The sequence below is a fragment of the Chitinophaga agrisoli genome, assembly GCF_008386695.1.
GTDB lineage: Bacteria > Bacteroidota > Bacteroidia > Chitinophagales > Chitinophagaceae > Chitinophaga > Chitinophaga agrisoli.
The window spans coordinates 513,799-531,639 of the sequence record NZ_VUOC01000003.1 but is presented as its reverse complement, the minus strand read 5'-3'; the positions used below and the strand labels follow the sequence as shown (position 1 = coordinate 531,639).

General features: G+C 49.9%; 13 protein-coding genes. 4 read left to right on the top strand and 9 right to left on the bottom strand.

From position 1 onward, the window contains the following. Positions 1-10 precede the first annotated feature (10 nt). The 3 genes from F0L74_RS17595 to F0L74_RS17585 are packed head-to-tail and all read right to left on the bottom strand — an operon-like array spanning position 11 to position 3,913. Positions 11-1,090 (bottom strand): ATP-binding protein, encoded by a 1,080-nt coding sequence (locus tag F0L74_RS17595; protein ID WP_149839196.1) that lies wholly within the window; start codon positions 1,088-1,090, stop codon positions 11-13. 20 nt (positions 1,091-1,110) lie between these two features. After that, positions 1,111-2,604 carry a DUF5691 domain-containing protein gene (locus tag F0L74_RS17590; protein WP_149839195.1) on the bottom strand — a complete coding sequence of 498 codons (1,494 nt, stop codon included), beginning with the start codon at positions 2,602-2,604 and terminating at the stop codon, positions 1,111-1,113. Between the two features lies 1 nt (position 2,605). Further along, positions 2,606-3,913: an SWIM zinc finger family protein gene (locus F0L74_RS17585; RefSeq protein WP_149839194.1), complete on the bottom strand. Its 1,308-nt coding sequence runs from the start codon at positions 3,911-3,913 to the stop codon at positions 2,606-2,608. A 143-nt stretch (positions 3,914-4,056) separates the two neighbouring features. Between F0L74_RS17585 and F0L74_RS17580 the strand changes: the two genes are divergently transcribed. Together F0L74_RS17580 and F0L74_RS17575 are read left to right on the top strand one after the other, a co-directional pair. Continuing rightward, entirely contained in the window at positions 4,057-4,473 is a 417-nt protein-coding gene (locus tag F0L74_RS17580; protein WP_149839193.1) for an NIPSNAP family protein, read from the top strand. Between the two features lie 97 nt (positions 4,474-4,570). Further along, the gene (locus F0L74_RS17575; RefSeq protein WP_213087002.1) at positions 4,571-7,531 is read left to right on the top strand and encodes a glycosyl hydrolase family 28-related protein; all 2,961 of its coding nucleotides are present in this window, start codon (positions 4,571-4,573) and stop codon (positions 7,529-7,531) included. Positions 7,532-7,609: 78 nt separating this feature from the next. On the opposite strand, the gene F0L74_RS17570 is transcribed toward F0L74_RS17575, so the two are convergent. From F0L74_RS17570 to F0L74_RS17560, 3 genes are all read right to left on the bottom strand, one after another. Continuing rightward, entirely contained in the window at positions 7,610-9,925 is a 2,316-nt protein-coding gene (locus F0L74_RS17570; protein ID WP_213087001.1) for a family 20 glycosylhydrolase, read from the bottom strand. A gap of 27 nt (positions 9,926-9,952) precedes the next feature. Next, complete coding sequence (locus F0L74_RS17565; RefSeq protein WP_149839192.1) at positions 9,953-10,990, bottom strand: sialidase family protein; 1,038 nt, start codon at positions 10,988-10,990, stop codon at positions 9,953-9,955. A 120-nt stretch (positions 10,991-11,110) separates the two neighbouring features. Beyond that, entirely contained in the window at positions 11,111-12,058 is a 948-nt protein-coding gene (locus F0L74_RS17560) for an EndoS/ChiA family endoglycosidase (RefSeq protein ID WP_149839191.1), read from the bottom strand. A 191-nt stretch (positions 12,059-12,249) separates the two neighbouring features. Between F0L74_RS17560 and F0L74_RS17555 the strand changes: the two genes are divergently transcribed. Together F0L74_RS17555 and F0L74_RS17550 are read left to right on the top strand one after the other, a co-directional pair. Continuing rightward, positions 12,250-13,170, top strand: coding sequence for an ABC transporter substrate-binding protein (locus tag F0L74_RS17555; protein WP_149839190.1), 921 nt, complete (start codon positions 12,250-12,252; stop codon positions 13,168-13,170). A 114-nt stretch (positions 13,171-13,284) separates the two neighbouring features. Continuing rightward, positions 13,285-15,405, top strand: coding sequence for a type IA DNA topoisomerase (locus F0L74_RS17550; RefSeq protein ID WP_149839189.1), 2,121 nt, complete (start codon positions 13,285-13,287; stop codon positions 15,403-15,405). A 54-nt stretch (positions 15,406-15,459) separates the two neighbouring features. Here the strand turns inward: F0L74_RS17550 and F0L74_RS17545 are convergent, their stop codons facing one another. The 3 genes from F0L74_RS17545 to F0L74_RS17535 all read right to left on the bottom strand — a co-directional run bounded on the left by F0L74_RS17545 (position 15,460) and on the right by F0L74_RS17535 (position 17,805). Beyond that, entirely contained in the window at positions 15,460-16,323 is an 864-nt protein-coding gene (locus tag F0L74_RS17545; protein ID WP_246197753.1) for an SDR family oxidoreductase, read from the bottom strand. Between the two features lie 12 nt (positions 16,324-16,335). After that, the gene (locus F0L74_RS17540) at positions 16,336-16,677 is read right to left on the bottom strand and encodes a HopJ type III effector protein (protein WP_149839188.1); all 342 of its coding nucleotides are present in this window, start codon (positions 16,675-16,677) and stop codon (positions 16,336-16,338) included. A 69-nt stretch (positions 16,678-16,746) separates the two neighbouring features. Continuing rightward, positions 16,747-17,805: an SDR family oxidoreductase gene (locus F0L74_RS17535; protein WP_149839187.1), complete on the bottom strand. Its 1,059-nt coding sequence runs from the start codon at positions 17,803-17,805 to the stop codon at positions 16,747-16,749. Between the last annotated feature and the right edge of the window lie 36 nt (positions 17,806-17,841).

Here is a 17,841-nt window from a genome sequence, read left to right as displayed (position 1 = left end):
ATTGTAGTTATTATGCCAGGTCCCTGCAGGCCCTGTAAATATCCCGCCATTCTTCGCGGGGTTTCACCACCGTTTCCAGGTACTCCTGCCAAACTACTTTATCCTGTACGGGGTCTTTAAGCACAGCGCCAATGATACCGGCGGCCAGGTCTGCTGCTTTCAGCTGCCCGTCGCCAAAATAACCAGCCATTGCCAGGCCGTTATTCACTACGGAGATGGCTTCCGCGGTGCTTAAGGTACCGGAAGGTTGTTTGATCTTGGTCTTACCATCCAGCGTAACGCCGGCGCGCAGCTCGCGGAAAATGGTCACTATACGGCGGATCTCTTCCAATGCAGGTTTTTCTGCAGGCAGTTCCATGATCTTCTCAAAGCTTTCCACACGGCGGCGTACAATGTCTATCTCCTCATCCATACTATCCGGCACGGGCAGTATCACCGTATTAAAACGGCGTTTTAATGCGCTGGACAAGTCGTTTACCCCTTTATCGCGGTTGTTGGCGGTGGCAATTACGTTAAAGCCTCTTACCGCCTGTACTTCCGTATTCAGTTCCGGTACCGGCAATGATTTCTCTGACAGGATGGTGATGAGCGTATCCTGCACATCGGCCCCGATCCTCGTGAGCTCTTCTATACGTACGATCTTACCATCTTTCATACCACGCATGACCGGCGTTTCCACCAGCGCATTTTCACTGGGGCCCTCTGCCAGCAGGCGGGCATAGTTCCAGCCATACCGGATGGATTCTTCGCTGGTGCCGGCGGTGCCTTGTATGATCATGGTGCTGTCGCCACTAACGGCGGCGGCTAAATGTTCGCTTACCCAACTTTTAGCCGTGCCGGGCAAACCGTATAATAACAAAGCCCTGTCTGTAGTAAGCGTGGCTACCGCTATCTCCATTAAGCGGCGGTTGCCAATGTATTTGGGGCTGATCTCCATCCCGTTCTTCAGCTTACCGCCCACGAGGTAGGTCACTACAGACTGGGGCGTTAACTTCCAGTTGGCAGGACGTTTACCACTATCCTGTTTTTGCAGTTCTTCCAGTTCATGTGCATAAAGTTGTTCTGCATGACTGCGCAAAATGGCTGACATAACTAAGGGTTTGTTTAATGTTATTGAAATGCGTTAATGATCTGTTGTTTAAGTACCAGCAGTTTTTTAATGTGCGCGCGTATATCGTTCCAAGCATCGTTAACGTGCTGCTCCGGCCGTTGGGGAGAGATACTGTCCAGCGACGCCAGGATCTCTACCGGCAACTGGTGTGCGCGCTTGCTAAAGAAAAGGCGGTTATAGGAATAGGGGCTTTTGCAGGCATATTCCAACACCGCGCGGGTAAGCGGCAGGCTCCATTCCCCTTCGACTTCCTGGCGCAGGTAGGTCATCACGTCCTCCGGCGTTTTTGTCAGTGACCGGATAATATATGGCTCCCGTTCTGCGGGTTCCAGCGCATACACCAGCGGATAATAAAAACGGTTGCCTTCCGCTACCAACAGCTTTGCCCACTGTGCATTCCTGAACTTGCTGGCAGCGCTTTCCAGGGCAGCGTAAAGCCGGCCGCCGGCCGAATGTTCTGTAAAAAGTGTTATGATCTTCTCCGGCGTTTCCTGCAGATGGTTTTCCCACAGATGGGGCGGCACTGCCTGCACCAGCTGCTCCACGATATATGCTTCGTCCGGTATTTTTTTATTGCTGCTTAAACGTTCTATACCGTATTTAAAGATGTTCTCGTCTACCGTATCCGGCAACTTTACCTGCAACGTGGTTTTGGAACTAAGCCCCAGCAGCGCTTTTTCTTTTTTTATGCTGATAGCCTGCTGTGCTACCTGCCAGTATAGCTTTACGATGCTGGAACCGGGCTGCATCCGCAACAGGTGCATGACAACCTCCTTTACTTTCACGCTTTTTTCGTTCAATAACACCTCCAGCCAGCTGCTATCTTCCGCAAACACGATGGGGCGAAGGCTGCTTAACAGGTCTGCCCTGGCATTGGCGTTCTCCTGTGGCCAGGTCTGTTGTAGCCAGGCCCTGGCAGCAGCGGGATCTGTTTCGCTTAACTGCGCCAGCGCAGCCTTCCGTTGTGCCAGCGTACCGGTTTGCCATTGCTCTTCCAGCGATACGGCGGCGGGCATTTTCCAGTCCGGGTTAAACTGTGCCAGCCACTTGCCCCGCTCTCCGGCGCAGCTTTCTACCAAAGGCCGTAAGGCTTTCTGCGATATGGCTTTATCCAATAAGGCCGGCAGCATGTACGGGTGCGCGATCTGTTGGCTGGCCGCGCAACACTCCAGCCATAGTTGCAGCAAGCCTTCATTATCTTCCGCTACAACGTCGTTAAATGCTTGTATAGCGGCCATACTGCAACCGGGCCGTATTTCTTCCGACGCCGTGGGTATACCCGCATCCTCCTTATGCAGCGGCAGTGAACCGCTCTGGCGGTAGTTAAATGCCAGCGCTGCCAGTTGCAGGAATTTTTCTTCTTTATCAATAGCAGTATTCCCGTTAATGTGGGTTAAGGCTGTTGTAAAATCCTCCGGCCATCCGGCGGTAACGGGCGCCTGTTTATCTGTGCCCAGCAGGGCATTTGATACAATATCTGTCCAAAGCTGCATCTCAGTTCGATAAATTTAGGTAGTAATCCTCCATCCACACGCCCAGTGGCTCATAAGTATGCTCCTTGCCCAGCACGGCCATATTCATGGGCTGGCCGCCGCTCAGGGATAACAATGTATAGAAATGCCGGTAATTATCCTTTAGCTGTACCAGGTGATTGCCCGCATCTGCCAGCCACCAGCGGCCTGCATGTAACACCAGCCTTAGCTGTGATACAATAAAAGGACGCTCACTGCTAACAGGCAGTTGCGTATATCCCTGCGCTTGCGTTTCCGCTACCTGCATCCAACCCCTAAGCGGGGTATACCCGGTTACCGCATTGGTGGATAGCTGACGTTTAATAATAGCGCGCAAGGGCTGCGCGGAAGGATAAAATACCAACTCCGCCTGCACATACATACCCGGGCTAAATGAGAAGGTAATGCCCTGCCCGCGTACGCTGAACTGCAGCACTAATGCATATTGGTTGGATTGTGTGCCGTATAACCAGTTCCTTTCTGTAAGCAGGTTATCCTCTTCCGTGATCTGTTTGGCCAGCACCAGCCAGGTATCCGTAATACCGGTTTGCATTTTCAGCTCTTCCTGCTGTTGGGTAAAGCCGATCAGGTTACGGATGTCTTCTGTCAGCAAGGCGGGCAGCCCGCTCCTGTTATTAAAACCTGCTATCACTAGGTAAATACGCAGCAGCTGATCCATGAAGGGGCTCTGCCATCCATCCTTATAGAAATCTGTATTACCCAGGGCTTTTACCATACCAGCCAGGCCCGGCGCTTTAGCGTCTACCATACGCCTGGCCATATTGCTGAAAAAGGAAGGGTCTTTTTCCGGTATGGTGAGTATACCATTGCGTACAATGTCCTTTATCCATAACAGCAGTTCTTCCAGCCCGTCTTCTACGCTCTGTTCCCGCGCCTCTTTTCTTTTGGCCTGGGCTGCCTCATCTACCGGCTTGCTTTCCCGCTCCGCTTTTTTCTCTTCGCGTTGTACCCGTTTATCCAGCCAATCCTGCACCCAGGCAGGCGGCACATTATCGCTAACAGCAGCGGGATTGCGCGCATGCAGCAATAGAAGACCTAAGCCATGTTTACAGGGAAATTTACGGCTGGGGCAGGAACATTTGAAGGCAATGTTCACAATGTCTATCTGTGTCTGGTAGGGTTTGCTGCCACTGCCCTGGCATTCGCCCCAAAGGGCCTGCTCGTTGATACCCTTGCTTACCCATTTGGCAGGATTTGATAAATCTTTACCCGCTTTCTTGGAAGATTCATCAGGGGCAAGGGCTAATATCTGTTCTTCTGTTAGTTGCAAGGAAAAATCTTTGAAGGTGATCGTCCCAAAAACGGTTTAAAACAAACAAATTGCAGCGAAAGATAATTAAAAAATAAAAAATTTGAATTTTCTTAATTTCAGTAGCATAACCCATTACTGTAGCACCCTTAAAATACAATGTTATGAAACCGTTTAAATTGTTCATCGTCCTCATACCCATCTGTATCCTGCTCTCATTTAACTTTCCGTTAAAAGATCCTGTTCACCAGCTCAGGATCTACACGATTCCTCCTTCAAATGAAAAAGCATTTAACGACCGGTTCCATGACCATGCATTAAGAATAATGAAGAAATATGATTTTCATGTAGTCGCCACCTGGGAATCCCGGTACAAGGATAAGCTGGAATTTATATACCTGCTGGAGTGGCCTGACCAACAAACAATGACGGGCGCCTGGGCTAAATTCATGGCAGATGAGGAATGGATCGCTATTAAAAAGGAAACCAGTAAAGTGCACGGCAGTTTCGTGGAGGATATAGAGGACCGGACGCTATCCTTAACAGATTATTCTCCTGCCAGGAGCTTTTTAAGCAGGTAATGCAGGGCTGGGCATCCAAATCAGGAAATTGATGAGCGCTTCCCTGGTATTTTACCATTATAGTTTGTAGATTTCTGCTGTAAAAATTCCACCTCATATGCAACAAAGCATGAAGGTACTCTGTATGCTGGTACTACTATCCGCCAGCTATATCAGCGCGTACTGTCAGTTTACACCCGGCCGGTCCATTTACACACAAAAACCCGAAGACCCGGAAGCCATTTATTTTATGCCCGGCAAAGCAGCAGATGTATCTGATCAGCTGCAAACTGCCATTAACCAGTTAAAGAAAGACCGCAATTTTGGTATTCTGTTCATACCGGAAGGTACCTACGTTATTTCAAAGACCATCTATATCCCGGCGTCCATACGCCTGATAGGCTACGGCAAAAACCGCCCTATGATCATGCTGCAAAAGAATGCGCCGGGTTTCCAGGCAGAGCAGCCGCAGGATAAGGGCAAAGCCGCCTATATGTTCTGGTTCACCAGCAGCGTGGTGGAAGCAGATGGTAAGATCAACGATGCAGGCGCAGGCACTTTTTACAGCGCATTTTCTAACATTGACATTAAGATAGGCGCCGGCAACCCGGCCGCTGTAGCCCTGCGTACACATTTTGCCCAGCACAGCTACGTATCACACTGCAATATTGATATAGGCAGCGGTAAAGCCGGCCTGTTTGATATTGGCAATATGATGGAAGACGTGAAATTCTTTGGTGGTGACTACGGCATCTATACCACTAAGGCCTCTCCCGGCTGGCAGTTCATGATGATGGACACCTATTTTGAAGGTCAGCGCAAAACCGCCATTAAATCACAACAGGCGGGTTTTACCATTGTGCGCATGCAGGTAAAGAATACCCCGGCGGCTATACAGGTAGATAGTAATTACTGGGACAAACTGTTCCTGGAAGACTGCCGCTTTGAGAATATCAGCGGCCCTGCTATCCGCGTGAGCAATGAAGGCAACGCCAACATGCAGCTGAATATCCGTAACCTGTACTGCCGCAATGTACCGGCGCTTGTGCACTACCCGCAGGCTGACAGCCTGACCAAAGGCCCTGCCGCCAGCTATCACGTAAAAAGTTTTGTGTACGGCCTGCAGATGGAAGATCTAGGTACGGAAGAAAAATATACCAGCACTACGGACATTAGCCCGGTTAGCATGCTACCCGCAGGCTTTACCAGTGACGTACCCGCACTGCCGCCCATGACGGAATGGGTAAACCTGAAGACATTGGGCGCTATGGGCGATGGCATTACAGATGATACCAAGGCCATACAACAGGCCATAGACGCGCATGCGGTGATCTATGTACCGCAGGGCTCTTACCGCATTTCACAGACCATCAAACTAAAACCCAACACGGTATTAATAGGCTTACACCCGCTAGCCACCAATTTTGCACTAAAGGAAAGCGCGCCGGCATTTAGCGGCTTTGGCGCACCTGCAGCTATGGTAGAAGCCCCGGAAGGTGGAACCAATATTATTACAGGTATTGGCCTTTATACCGGCGAAAGCAATTACCGCGCTGTAGCCTGCAAATGGATGGCCGGTGAAAAGTCAATGGTGGACGATGTAAAGTTCATTGGCGGCCATGGCACCATGCGCCCGGGGCCACAGGTACATTGGAAATGGGAAGAACGGGAACAGCCACAGCCCGGCCGCCGCAACGTATTTGATCCCCTATGGGATACACAGTACTGGAGCCTTTGGGTAACCAATAACGGCGGCGGTATCTTCAAAAACATCTGGACTGCCAGCACCTTTGCCACCAATGGTTGTTATGTGAATAATACCAGCACCCGCGGGCGTATCTATGCGATGTCTGTAGAGCACCATGTGCGCAATGAAGTGCGGTTTAAGAACGTAGCTAACTGGCACGTTTATGCGCTGCAGCTGGAAGAGGAAAGCCTGGAAAGCTCCGAGTGCCAGCCACTGGAGATAGATGGCTGTAAGGATATGCGCTTTGCCAACCTGTACATGTTCCGTGTAATACGTGTAAAGGTGCCCTACCCGTACTCCATCCGCACCTGGCATTGCAGCAACATTGAGCTGCTGAACGTGCACAATTACAGCCAGATCAAATACACCACGGACAATCCGCTCTATGATATTAACACAGATACCGAAGTACGGCCTACCGAGTTTGCACGCCTGCTCATCAGCGGTAATAAACCCGCTAAACGGACAGATGGCATACAACAGCTGGCCAAAGGCTTTGAGTTTGCTATTGGCCTTTGCGCCGATTCTAAGGGTAATGTATACTTTGCAGAGCAACGTATGAAGCGCGTGTACAAATGGTCTGCCGCCACCAATGCCCTGGAGCTGCTGGCAGATTTCCCCTGGCAGCCCCTTTCCCTGGCCTGTGATGCAAACGATAATTTGCTGGTTGTATTCCGCTATGACCCGCAGCCCGGCAACCTGGTAAACGGACAGCAGGAACGTTTCCAGAACCCACCGGATGCCGGCGGTACCTCCTTTAGCGGATGGGGCAATTCCGGCTTTGGCACCCTGGTATATGCCGTAGACCCCAGCCAGCCAGAGCAGACCATCCGCCTGCTGGATAAAACGCCCATGACTTCTGTGAATCATGTATATAAAGCGCTGTACCCCTCTAACCGCTGGCGGGACTACCATGATTTTAACACTGTATCCATTGCCCGCAACGATACCTGCTGGGTAGCGCCGGATGGCAGGACCATCGTCCCGGTTTGTTATGACCTGGCCCGCGCCTGTGCCCTGGTAGCCGCTTTCCCAGGCAAACCTTTATATGCTGCAGACGAGTATGATAAACGTACGGTGCGTTGCCAGGTAGACACACAAGGATACCTCTCTGATCTAAAATACTTTGTGGAGAAAGGGGAGTTTAATTCCATCCCCGATCCGCAGGGCAACTTATGGGTAGCAGACGGTAATATCTATAAGTTTGATGCCAGCGGCAAACAGCTTTCCCGGCTGGAGACGCCAGAGCGGCCGTCGTCAATGGTTATCACAAATGGTAATACGCTATATTTTACCGGCCGTACTGCATTATACCGCACTACGATCAAATGATGGTAAAAGTTATTGACAATAAAAAGGACGGACCATTAGTTTTGGTCCGTCCCTTTTTATTGCTTGATTTGTCAATTATCAATGTTTGAAAAAGCTATCCGGCACTATCTGCGGTGTTCCGTTACCAACGCCATACTTCAGGCCCAGGGAGAAACCGCCGCCGCCTTCAATAAAATCCAACCGGAACGGGTGCAGGCCTTTCTGTAAGGCTACCTGTCCTGATTTTTCAATGGGCGCATGCTGTCCGTCATTATCCACTACTACTTTGTCTCCTATTGTCAATACACCACCATCATCACACAGGAAGTAAAAGCTATACACGGCAGTTTCCGGTACGTCAATAAAGCCGGTATACTGTAACCCAAAGCTGGGCGCATTTACAGACGGCGGTACTACCAGGTCGCGGGCAATGAACTGGCTGTCCGCCTCCAGGCCTTGCATACCGCCCGTATTCTTGAAATACTTTTTGTAATACTGGCACTGCAGTCCTTCTTTAACAGGGGCAAAAGTGGCTACTGCGGGCTGGTAATCCTCTTTTTTATAGTCCAGCGTATAGATCTCACCGCGGTTGCCGCCGGGGCTAAACGCCGCCAGTTTAATGGTCACCGGTTGTTTGATGATCAGCGGCTTATCCAGTGCGGGGGAATTGCGTTTGGGCAGCGTGCCATCGGTAGTATAATGTAAAGTAAGCTCCGGCAGTGGTTTTTGAATATCCAATACGGCCTGGTCTACAAATACATTCTGCGCGGTAAAGCCGGAAAGGTCCGGCAGGCGGTAATGCACATGCAGCTGCTCCAGGCGTTTGTAATGCGCGGGCAGGCGTTGTTCAAAAGCGCCAAAGTCCAGCTGTTTGCTCCATACCCTTTCCGCCAGCGCTATCATACGGGGAAAATACAGGTAGTCCGCACGGTTCTCAGAAGGCACTCTTTCTGACCACAGGTTAGCCTGTGCGCCAATGATGGCAGCACCTTGTTCCGGCGTTAGCTTTTGCGGCACTACATGAAAATGATAGATATTGGATAAGGAATGCGCATCCGGCAGGTTATCAAAATACAGCGGGCTGCCGGGGCTCATGATCACCTTATTGCCATTGGCCGCCGCTTTAATGGGCGCATCCGGCACCCAGGAACGCCAGTACATTACGTTGGCCGTGGCGCTGATACCGCCTTCCAGTATTTCGTCCCAGCCTATGAGCTTACGGCCTTTGGACTGGAAGAAACGTTCCATGCGTTTCACAAAATAACTTTGCAGCTCTGCGCTGTTCTTCAGCCCTTCCTTTTCCATCAGCGCGGTACAAGCGGTGTTTTTCTCCCAGCTTTTACGGTCTACTTCGTCCGCGCCCAGGTGAATGTATTCAGAGGGGAAGATGTTCATGATCTCGGTAAAAATATTCTCTGCAAAAGTATAGGTGCCTTCATTACAGGGGCAAATAGGCGTGGAGAACAGCTCTCCCCATTTACTGCCACCCTCGCAGGAGAGGTCCGGGAAAGCATGGATGGCCGCCATCATATGGCCGGGCATATCCACTTCCGGTATAATATCGATATAACGCGCGGCAGCATACTTAACCAGGTCTTTCATCTGCTGCTGGGTATAAAAACCGCCATACAGGGTTTTGCCGTTGCGGTGGATGATATGCTGCGCGTCTATCGCCATATCCGGGTTGGTGGCAGACATCCGCATACAGGCAGAATCATTTTTATCAAATGTACGCCAGGCGCCCTGCTGCGTAAGCACCGGGTATTTTTTGATCTCTATGCGCCAGCCCTGGTCGTCTGTTAAATGCAGGTGCAGTTTGTTCAATTTGTACAGGGCCATGAGGTCTATCAGCTTCTGCAGGTATTGTATGCTAAAGAAGTGGCGGGCTACATCCAGGTGTATGCCCCTCCATGCATAGGAAGGCTCGTCTGCTATCTCCAGTGCCGGTAATACCAGCGGCTGCCGGGCTGGTTTTGCAACAGGCAGACCTTTCATGGTAAGGATGGGTTGCTCCATACCGGCAGGTAATAGCTGGCGCAGGGTTTCTACTGCACGGAACATACCGGCCGGCGTTCCGGCAGTCAGCTCCACTTTTTGTGCAGTAATGCTTAGCCGGTAACCTTCTGCCGCGGTAATGGCGGCATCCTTCCGCAACACGATCTTGCCGGCGCTGCCTGTCTTTAAGGGCTTGCCTAATACCGGTGTGGCCAGGCGCTGTAATAACGCTACCGCATCTGTAAACGCAGGATCTGCTGTAACCACGGTAGCGGCAGTGATGGTGAATGTGCCGCTGCCGGCCTGCAGTGAGGCAGGGTAAGGGATCAGCGGGTATTGATCATTCTGTTGCGCATGTGCGCCAAAAGCCTGTAACAGGACGGCTGCCATTAATAGCAGCCTGGAAAACAGTTGTTTCATTGTTCTTTGCAGATTATTCCCGAATAATTAATTATGTTCCAACACGACATGTTTGATATTCTTACGGTCATAGGTATACGTAATATGTATCTTACCGTCCCTGGTCTGTATCACAGCAGGATAACTGTACTCTTCCCGGGTACCATTTTCCAGGATGGCTACATCATTCCAGGTATTGCCATCCTTTGAGACGGCCACATTCAATTTAGCCCGGCCATTATACCATTGTTTACCTGGTATGTCCGGGTTATACACGATCAGTTGCCAGCCATCCCGCAAGGTTACGGCATCTGTACCGGAATTGGGATTTAGCAGCGTAGTAGCGGATAGCTGGCCCCAATGCAACCCTTTATCATCAGACCAGGCCTGCATTACATGCCCCTGTTTGCTGCGGCAAAGCACCTGCATGCGGCCATCCGCATATTGCAGGATGCTTGGCTGTATAACATCATAAGACCCTGCGGTATCAATGGGGATAAACTGCCAGCTACGGCCGCCATCTGCAGAATGCTCTAAATGCGCCCGCCACCCCCGGGAAGATTCCGTGCTGGACGGCGCTAGTATACTACCATCCGCCAGTTGTACCGGTTTATTCTTAATAGGACCCAGTATCCCATCTGGTAAACGTTCCGTCGCTGACCAGGTTGTACCACCGTCTGCGGAAATTTTGGTCATGCCCCACCATTCCCTTGGGTTAGGGCCTACTTTATAGAACAGATGCAGCACTTGCGCCTTATCCATGAACAGCACCGGGTTCCAGCAGGGATAACGCAGCGTATCGTTCACAATGCCATCTGCTACCGTCTGCGGCGCGCTCCAACCGTTTTTTCCCAGCACGCTGGCCCAGATCACCACATCTTTCCCACCCTCATGCGAGCCGCCAAACCAGGCAGCCATCAGCTTCCCTTTCTGGTACTCCACAATGGTGCTGGCATGACATTGCTGAAAAGGTGCATGATCCACGATCAGCTCTTCCTTTGTTTTTTCCCAGCCGGACTGCCCATAGGCGGCCATCACAGCAAAAAGCAAAATACCTGACAAGATGCCTGTCTTTTTTCTCTGCATACTGATACGAAATTATACTCCGGGGTTAAAAATGCGAAGAAAGATGGGAATTTAATAACACATTATACAAACGGCTGCTCGCCATGAACAGCCGTTTGTATATAGTTTAATGGGCAAGCCTCACTGGATGGCGCGGAAGATCCGGTTAGTATAAGAAGAATCTACATTCCCCGCAAACACCATAATACCCGCCTTTGTAGCGCCGGCAGGCTCCCATGTAGCTGCAGTCATGGCATTGGACAAGGAGTTATATTGTTTGGAAACCCCTATCATGGTCTTAGCGGCCCCAATAGAATTGGCCCAGCGGTTAAACCGGGTGATATTGTTCTGGAAATATCCCATATCCTCCACAAAGTTTAAATACTGCGCAACAGCAGGCGATTGGCCAATAGCATAACCGGCCTGCCCGCCGGAATAAATAGCCGCCGTATAGATAGTATTGGCCGGGTTGTTGGATTTAGGACCAAAATACTTCCCAAATTCTTTTACCAGGTTAGTGAAGTTGGTATTAGCCGGCGTAGACCCCATATGCTCCACATCCAGCGCTATGCCGTCAAAATGCAGGGAGTCTACGATACAGGCTTTGACAAACGCGGCAAACTGCACATAGTTAAGCTTAGTACCGTTATAGGTAGTAAAAGGCTGTGTAGTGTTCCAGGAGGCCGCATCGTCTACATTCATGAGCACTTTTACGCCCCTTGCCTGTAGCACCCTTACATGGTCAATAATGGATCTGTAAGAATGGTAATTGGGATTCACATTCAGGATGTAGCTGCTGCTACTGCCATAATGCACAGAGTCTGCCATTTCCCAGCCGGTGCCCTCGAACAATACTACAATATTGGCTTCTTTAGCAAAATTGGTGAGTGGTAACTGATTGGGCGTGGCATCAAAGGCGTAGTAAGCTACCTTGTTAAACGGGGGTACCGGCACGGCGGCAATATTAGCGGTAGCAGCTATGGCAGGCACCGCATCCGGTGCCGCAGGATTGTTGTCAAGTGCGTTTTTGGTACAGGAAACCAGGATGCAGGCAAAAGCGATGCATAAAACAGGGTGTTGTTTTTTCATAAGGCAGATGATTATGGGTTGAAAATAAATAAGCGGCAGCTCGTAATTGCTGATACCAGGTTAACAGCCGGTATGAAATAGCATAGCGATTAAATTACGTAATGTGACTGCGATGGGATTGCAAGGGTTATTTTCCCACGCCCCGCAAAACCCTATATTTGCCCAATAATCACCCTTAAATCCAGGCAAATATGAAAGTCTGCTCCTTTCTTCCGGCGGCAACAGAGATGATCCATCAAATGGGTTTGGAAAGCGATCTCCACGGCGTAACCTTTGAATGCCATAGCGACCGGCCCAGGGTAGTACGTTCCCATATTGAAGGCAACAGCTACAGCAGCATAGAGATAGAGCGCATTGTAGCCCAGTCAAAAGCCGAAGGCAGGAGCCTGTATTATATCGATGAGCCGCTTTTGCAGCAGATAGCCCCGGATATCATCTTTACCCAGGATGTTTGCGATGTATGCCAGATAGATACGGCCTATGTGCAAAGAGCCATTTACAAATTGGAAAAGGAACCACTGCTCATCCCGCTGTTTCCTAAAAACCTGGACGATGTTTTTGACAATGCCCTTACTATTGCCACGGCCATGGGCAAAGAAGAAAACGCTTACCGTTTATTGGCCTCCCTTAAAGAAAGAACAGACCATATACTGGATATACTTCGCTTAAATAAAGCCCCCTTACGCAGGGTAATGCTGATGGAATGGATGCAGCCTGTCTATAACTGCGGTCACTGGATCCCCTATCAGATAGCGCAGGCGGGCGGCGTAGATATGCTATCTAATCCTTCCGGTTATTCCATCAAAATAGAATGGGATAAGATCCTTCAATACAATCCTGAAGTGCTGGTAGTGGCGCCTTGCGGGCTGGAAATAACAAGGGCGGAAAAAGAAGTGGCCACCCTGGAACAAATGCCCGGCTGGCAGGAATTACAGGCTGTAAAGAACAATGAAGTATATTTTGCGGACAGCAATCTGTTCACCTGCCCCAGCACCAGGCTGGTGGATGGTATTGAACTACTGGCAGCATTATTCCATCCTGCACTGTTCCCGGATCTGGCGAAAGCGCATGCACGGTCGTTCAGAAAGTTTAAACAGCCTGTTATTGTTTAATTGATCAGGGGGGATCTTATACATCTCATCCAATGATCAGCAATAGACACGTCTCAATAGCACTGCATAATTATGCTCAAAAAATCACGACATTTGCCGCTCTTTTAACGGATTATGAAGGTTTGTATTGCTGAAAAGCCCAGTGTGGCCAGGGATATTGCACAGCTGTTAGGCGCCGCTCAGCGCCGCGACGGTTATTATGAAGGTAACGGTTACCAGGTAACCTGGACCTTTGGGCATTTCTGTACACTAAAGGAGCCGCATGACTATTCTGAACACTGGAAATACTGGCGGCTGGAAGACCTGCCCATCCTGCCGGCAGGTTTTGGCATTAAACTGATCGACAATGCGGGCGTACTAAAACAATTCTCCATTATAGAACAACTGGTGCAGCAGTGCGAAGAAGTGATCAACTGCGGTGACGCCGGCCAGGAAGGCGAGCTGATACAACGCTGGGTACTACTCAAAGCGCGCTGCACGGCTCCCGTGAAAAGGTTGTGGATATCCTCCCTTACAGACGAGTCTATCCGCAACGGCTTTGCCGCACTGCGCGAAAGCGCCCAGTTCGATAACCTGTATGCGGCAGGTAGCGCCAGGGCTATTGGCGACTGGCTGCTGGGCATGAACGCCACCCGGCTTTTTACCAAGAAGTTTGCCATTGGCAAAACCGTATTGTCCATAGGCCGTGTGCAAACCCCTACCCTGGCAATGATCGTACAACGGCAAAAGGAGATCAATGCATTCGTACAGGAAGACTATTGGGAGCTCAAGACCATTTACCGCGAAACAGAGTTCACTGCCTCGATTGACCGGCTCAAAAGCCTGGAGAAGGCCAACCGGGGATTAGCCTATCTGCAGGAGCATCCTTTTGAGATAGTATCCTTTGAAAGAAAAGAAGGCAAGGAAGGCAATCCTCGCCTGTTTGACCTTACCGCCCTGCAGGTAGAAGCCAACAAACGCTACGCTTACAGCGCTGATGATACACTCAAGTACATCCAGAGCCTGTACGAAAAAAAGATGGTCACCTATCCGCGTGTAGATACCACTTACCTGTCTGAAGACCTGCATCCCAAAATTGCCGGCATTTTGCAGGACATGACGCCCTACAAGGCGCTGATAGCCCCGCTGCTGCAGCAACCTATTCCCAAGCTAAAAACAGTATTCGACGATAAAAAGGTCACAGATCACCACGCGATCATTCCCACGGGGGTATACCCTTCCGGTTTATCTCAGGAAGAAAAACGGATCTATGACCTGGTGGCCCGGCGCTTTATAGCCGCCTTTTACCCGGAATGCCGCATCGCCAATACCACCGTACTGGGAAAAGTGGGACAGGTGCCCTTTAAAGCCACCGGTAAACAGATCCTGGAGCCCGGTTGGAAGGAGGTATACGCCAACGATACCACCCAGAAAAAAGAAGGCGAAGAAGAAGAAAAGATATTACCGGTTTTTGAAGCAGGAGAAAGCGGCCCTCACACGCCAAGGGTGCACCAGGGCAGAACATCCCCTCCCAAACCGTTTACAGAAGCTACGCTGCTGCGGGCAATGGAAACCGCCGGCAAACAGGTGGATGACGAAGAGATGCGGGAACTGCTGAAGGATAACGGTATTGGCCGCCCCTCCACCCGCGCAAACATCATTGAAACACTGTTCCGCCGCAAATACATCGAAAAACGGAAAAAGAACATCTTTGCTACCCAAACCGGCATGGATCTGATAGATACCATACAGTCAGAACTGTTAAAAAGCCCTGAGCTTACCGGTCAGTGGGAACGCAAACTGCGCCTCATCGAAAAAGGCGAGTATGCCATGGACACTTTTAAAGAAGAACTGACGCAGATGGTTACCGAATTGGTGACTGAGGTAAAAACAGCCGGTTACAAAGTGATCTCTATTGCGCCGGAAGCGCCGCCGGAGCCCGAAAAGCCTGCTAAAGCCCCCAAGGCTAAACCCGCGCCCGTACCTACTGATATAACCTCCCTTTCATGCCCTAAATGCAAAACCCACTTACTTAAAAAAGGGAATACCGCCTATGGCTGCGCAAACTACCAGGTGTGTGGTTTTAAACTGCCTTTTGAAGTATTGGGCAAAAAACTTACTGACAAACAGGTGGCAGACCTTATTACAAAAGGTAAGACCTCAAAGATCAAAGGCCTTGAGCTGCCGGGCGGCGGCGAAGCTGCACAGGCCCGCCTGGTACTGAATGCAGGGTTTGAAGTGGAAGCTGAATTGTAGCGCGTTGCATAGATATTACATGGCCGTTGGGAGAACAGGCTCGCGCAATGGTATTTACTGACTTGTTTCAAAATACGCTTTAAGCGTATCCTGGCCGTATTCCGGCGCATTCATATCCGTTGTCATTACCGTCATAAAGAACTCCAGGGGACCAAACACGGGTGCAGGCATAAAAATACGCGCCAACCTTAGGATCGTTTTTCTAAGCCATTCCGGGAGATAGGTTATGGCAGGCTTTTTATGCAGCACATCAAAAGCCGTTTGTGCAATTTGAGTAAAGCGCATGGTTTGCGGACCACCAATATTGATCTCCCGCTTATCCTGGTCAATGGCTGTGACACAGGCGGCGGCCAGGTCCTCCCCGCTGATAGGGTTGATCTTTGCTGCGCCTTTGGCAAACAGGTACACCCTCCCCTTTTTTGCCAGGTTAAACAACGCCGCCATATCTGAAAAATACCCTGTTGGCCGGATAATACAGTATTCCAGGCCGGATGCTTTTAATGCGTTTACAAATTGTTCTTTGGCATGGCAGATAGCAATGTCTTGCAGCTGTTCCCCCTTATAAACAGAGATATAGATAAATTTTCTTACACCGCTTTTCCTGGCTTCCTGCAACAAATTGAGATTTGCCTGGTAATCCACATCCATATAGGTTAACCCTTTTTGGGGTTTTGTTATACCTACGGTTGAAATAACGGTATCGATACCTTCACAGCAATTTATGATGGACTGCGGTTGTGTTAATTCCGCTGGCAGCACGGTAACCAGGGGCGCGGAACCGGGCGGCGGGTGTATCCGCCCGGCCTGCCTGGCTATAACAGTCACCTGCCGGTTATCTTCTATCAGCTTCGTTAAAATATGGCCACCTAAATATCCGGTTGCACCGGCCAGCAATATCCTGCCCATCTGCTGTTTCATTTAGTAAACGTCTTATTTCTCCAGCAACGCCTGCCCTTCAAAAACTATTCCGGGCCAGCCATGCATTATAAACTGCCGGATGTTTTGATGATCTGTTCCGCCCGGATTGCTTAAGACCGATTGATAATGTTCTGCAAATAAAAAGAGGGTGTCTTCCTTGCTCAGGTCATTTAATTGGGCAAAGGCAAAAACCCTGGCGCTACCCTGGTTCTGAGTGGCTTCATTGTACGCCTCGCCATTTTTAAACGCTGTTGGCTGATGTTGGTAGTGAGCGTCTATAAATTCAAGCACTTCTTTAAACGTGATTGAATTGTCTTTTAAATTCTTGATCAAACTGGCTAATTGCGCTTTCATCCGGAATATTATTATAACCAAAAATAGAAATTTAAAGTTATAGCATTTCAATAAAGTATGGCAAGCCGCTTAAGGGATCACCTTTTTCGCGCGTAGTTCATCAAATAAACTGTAGAACATCTCTTCCGTATCTATAAACTCATGAAAGCCCATACGCCTGGCTTTTGTGCCATCTGCAAAGAAGTCATAATCCCAGGAAAAAACAAAATCGCCAAATCCCCAGTTATTAAGCTGATCATAGTTATGTTTATCAAGCCCGTACTTTTCCTGCATAGCCTGCCATAAAGCAGCCTTGTCTGCCATAACGGTTTGCAGTTGCATATGCAGCGGCGAGGCAGTCTCCAGGTCAAAATACCGGGCAATTTTTGGCCACAGGTCATTCCAGCGGAATAGATCACCGTTGGTGATATTAAATGCCTGGTTAGCACAACCGGTATCCGTAGCGGCCCATACCGTTGCTTTTGCCAGTAAGCCGGCATCGGTCATTTCCATGAGCTTGTCGTAAGCGCCCGGTTTGCCAGGGAATCGCAATGGTATATTCAGTTCTTTTGAGATGGAAGCATATACCGCGATCAGTAAGGCCAGGTTCATGGGATTGCCCAACGCAGTGCCGCCAACGACAGACGGACGGATAGCGGACCAGGTCCAACTTTTCCCCTGTTGACGCTGCTCCAGGAACTGTTGCTGATCTACATTGAACTCCGGTGGCATATGGCCTGCATCGCTTTCCCTTGCTGGTGTTTTAAAAGGCCCCAGATGCGCGCCATACACTTTGTAACCCTGCATTAGGCTAATATGTTGTAAGCCGCTGGCTACAGGCTCTATTGCCTCTACCACGTTTACCAGTATAGCCAGGTTGGGGGCCACCAGCTCCGCCCAGGTAGGACGGTCCTGGTAGGCGGAGTAAAAGATATGTGTTACCTGCTGTAAATGCGATAACTGCTTTTTACTACTTTCCTTGTCCAGCAAGTCAACCGAAATATGAGTAACGCCGGGCTTGTTTTCTCCTCCCTTCCTGGACAGCCCTATGATATCCCAGTTATCAAGCGATGACAGGTGATCTAACAGATTAGTACCGATGACCCCATTGGCGCCAACGATCAGCGCCGTATTTTTAGACGTATTCATTAGAAATGGTATGATTTAATTGATAGTTATTAGCTC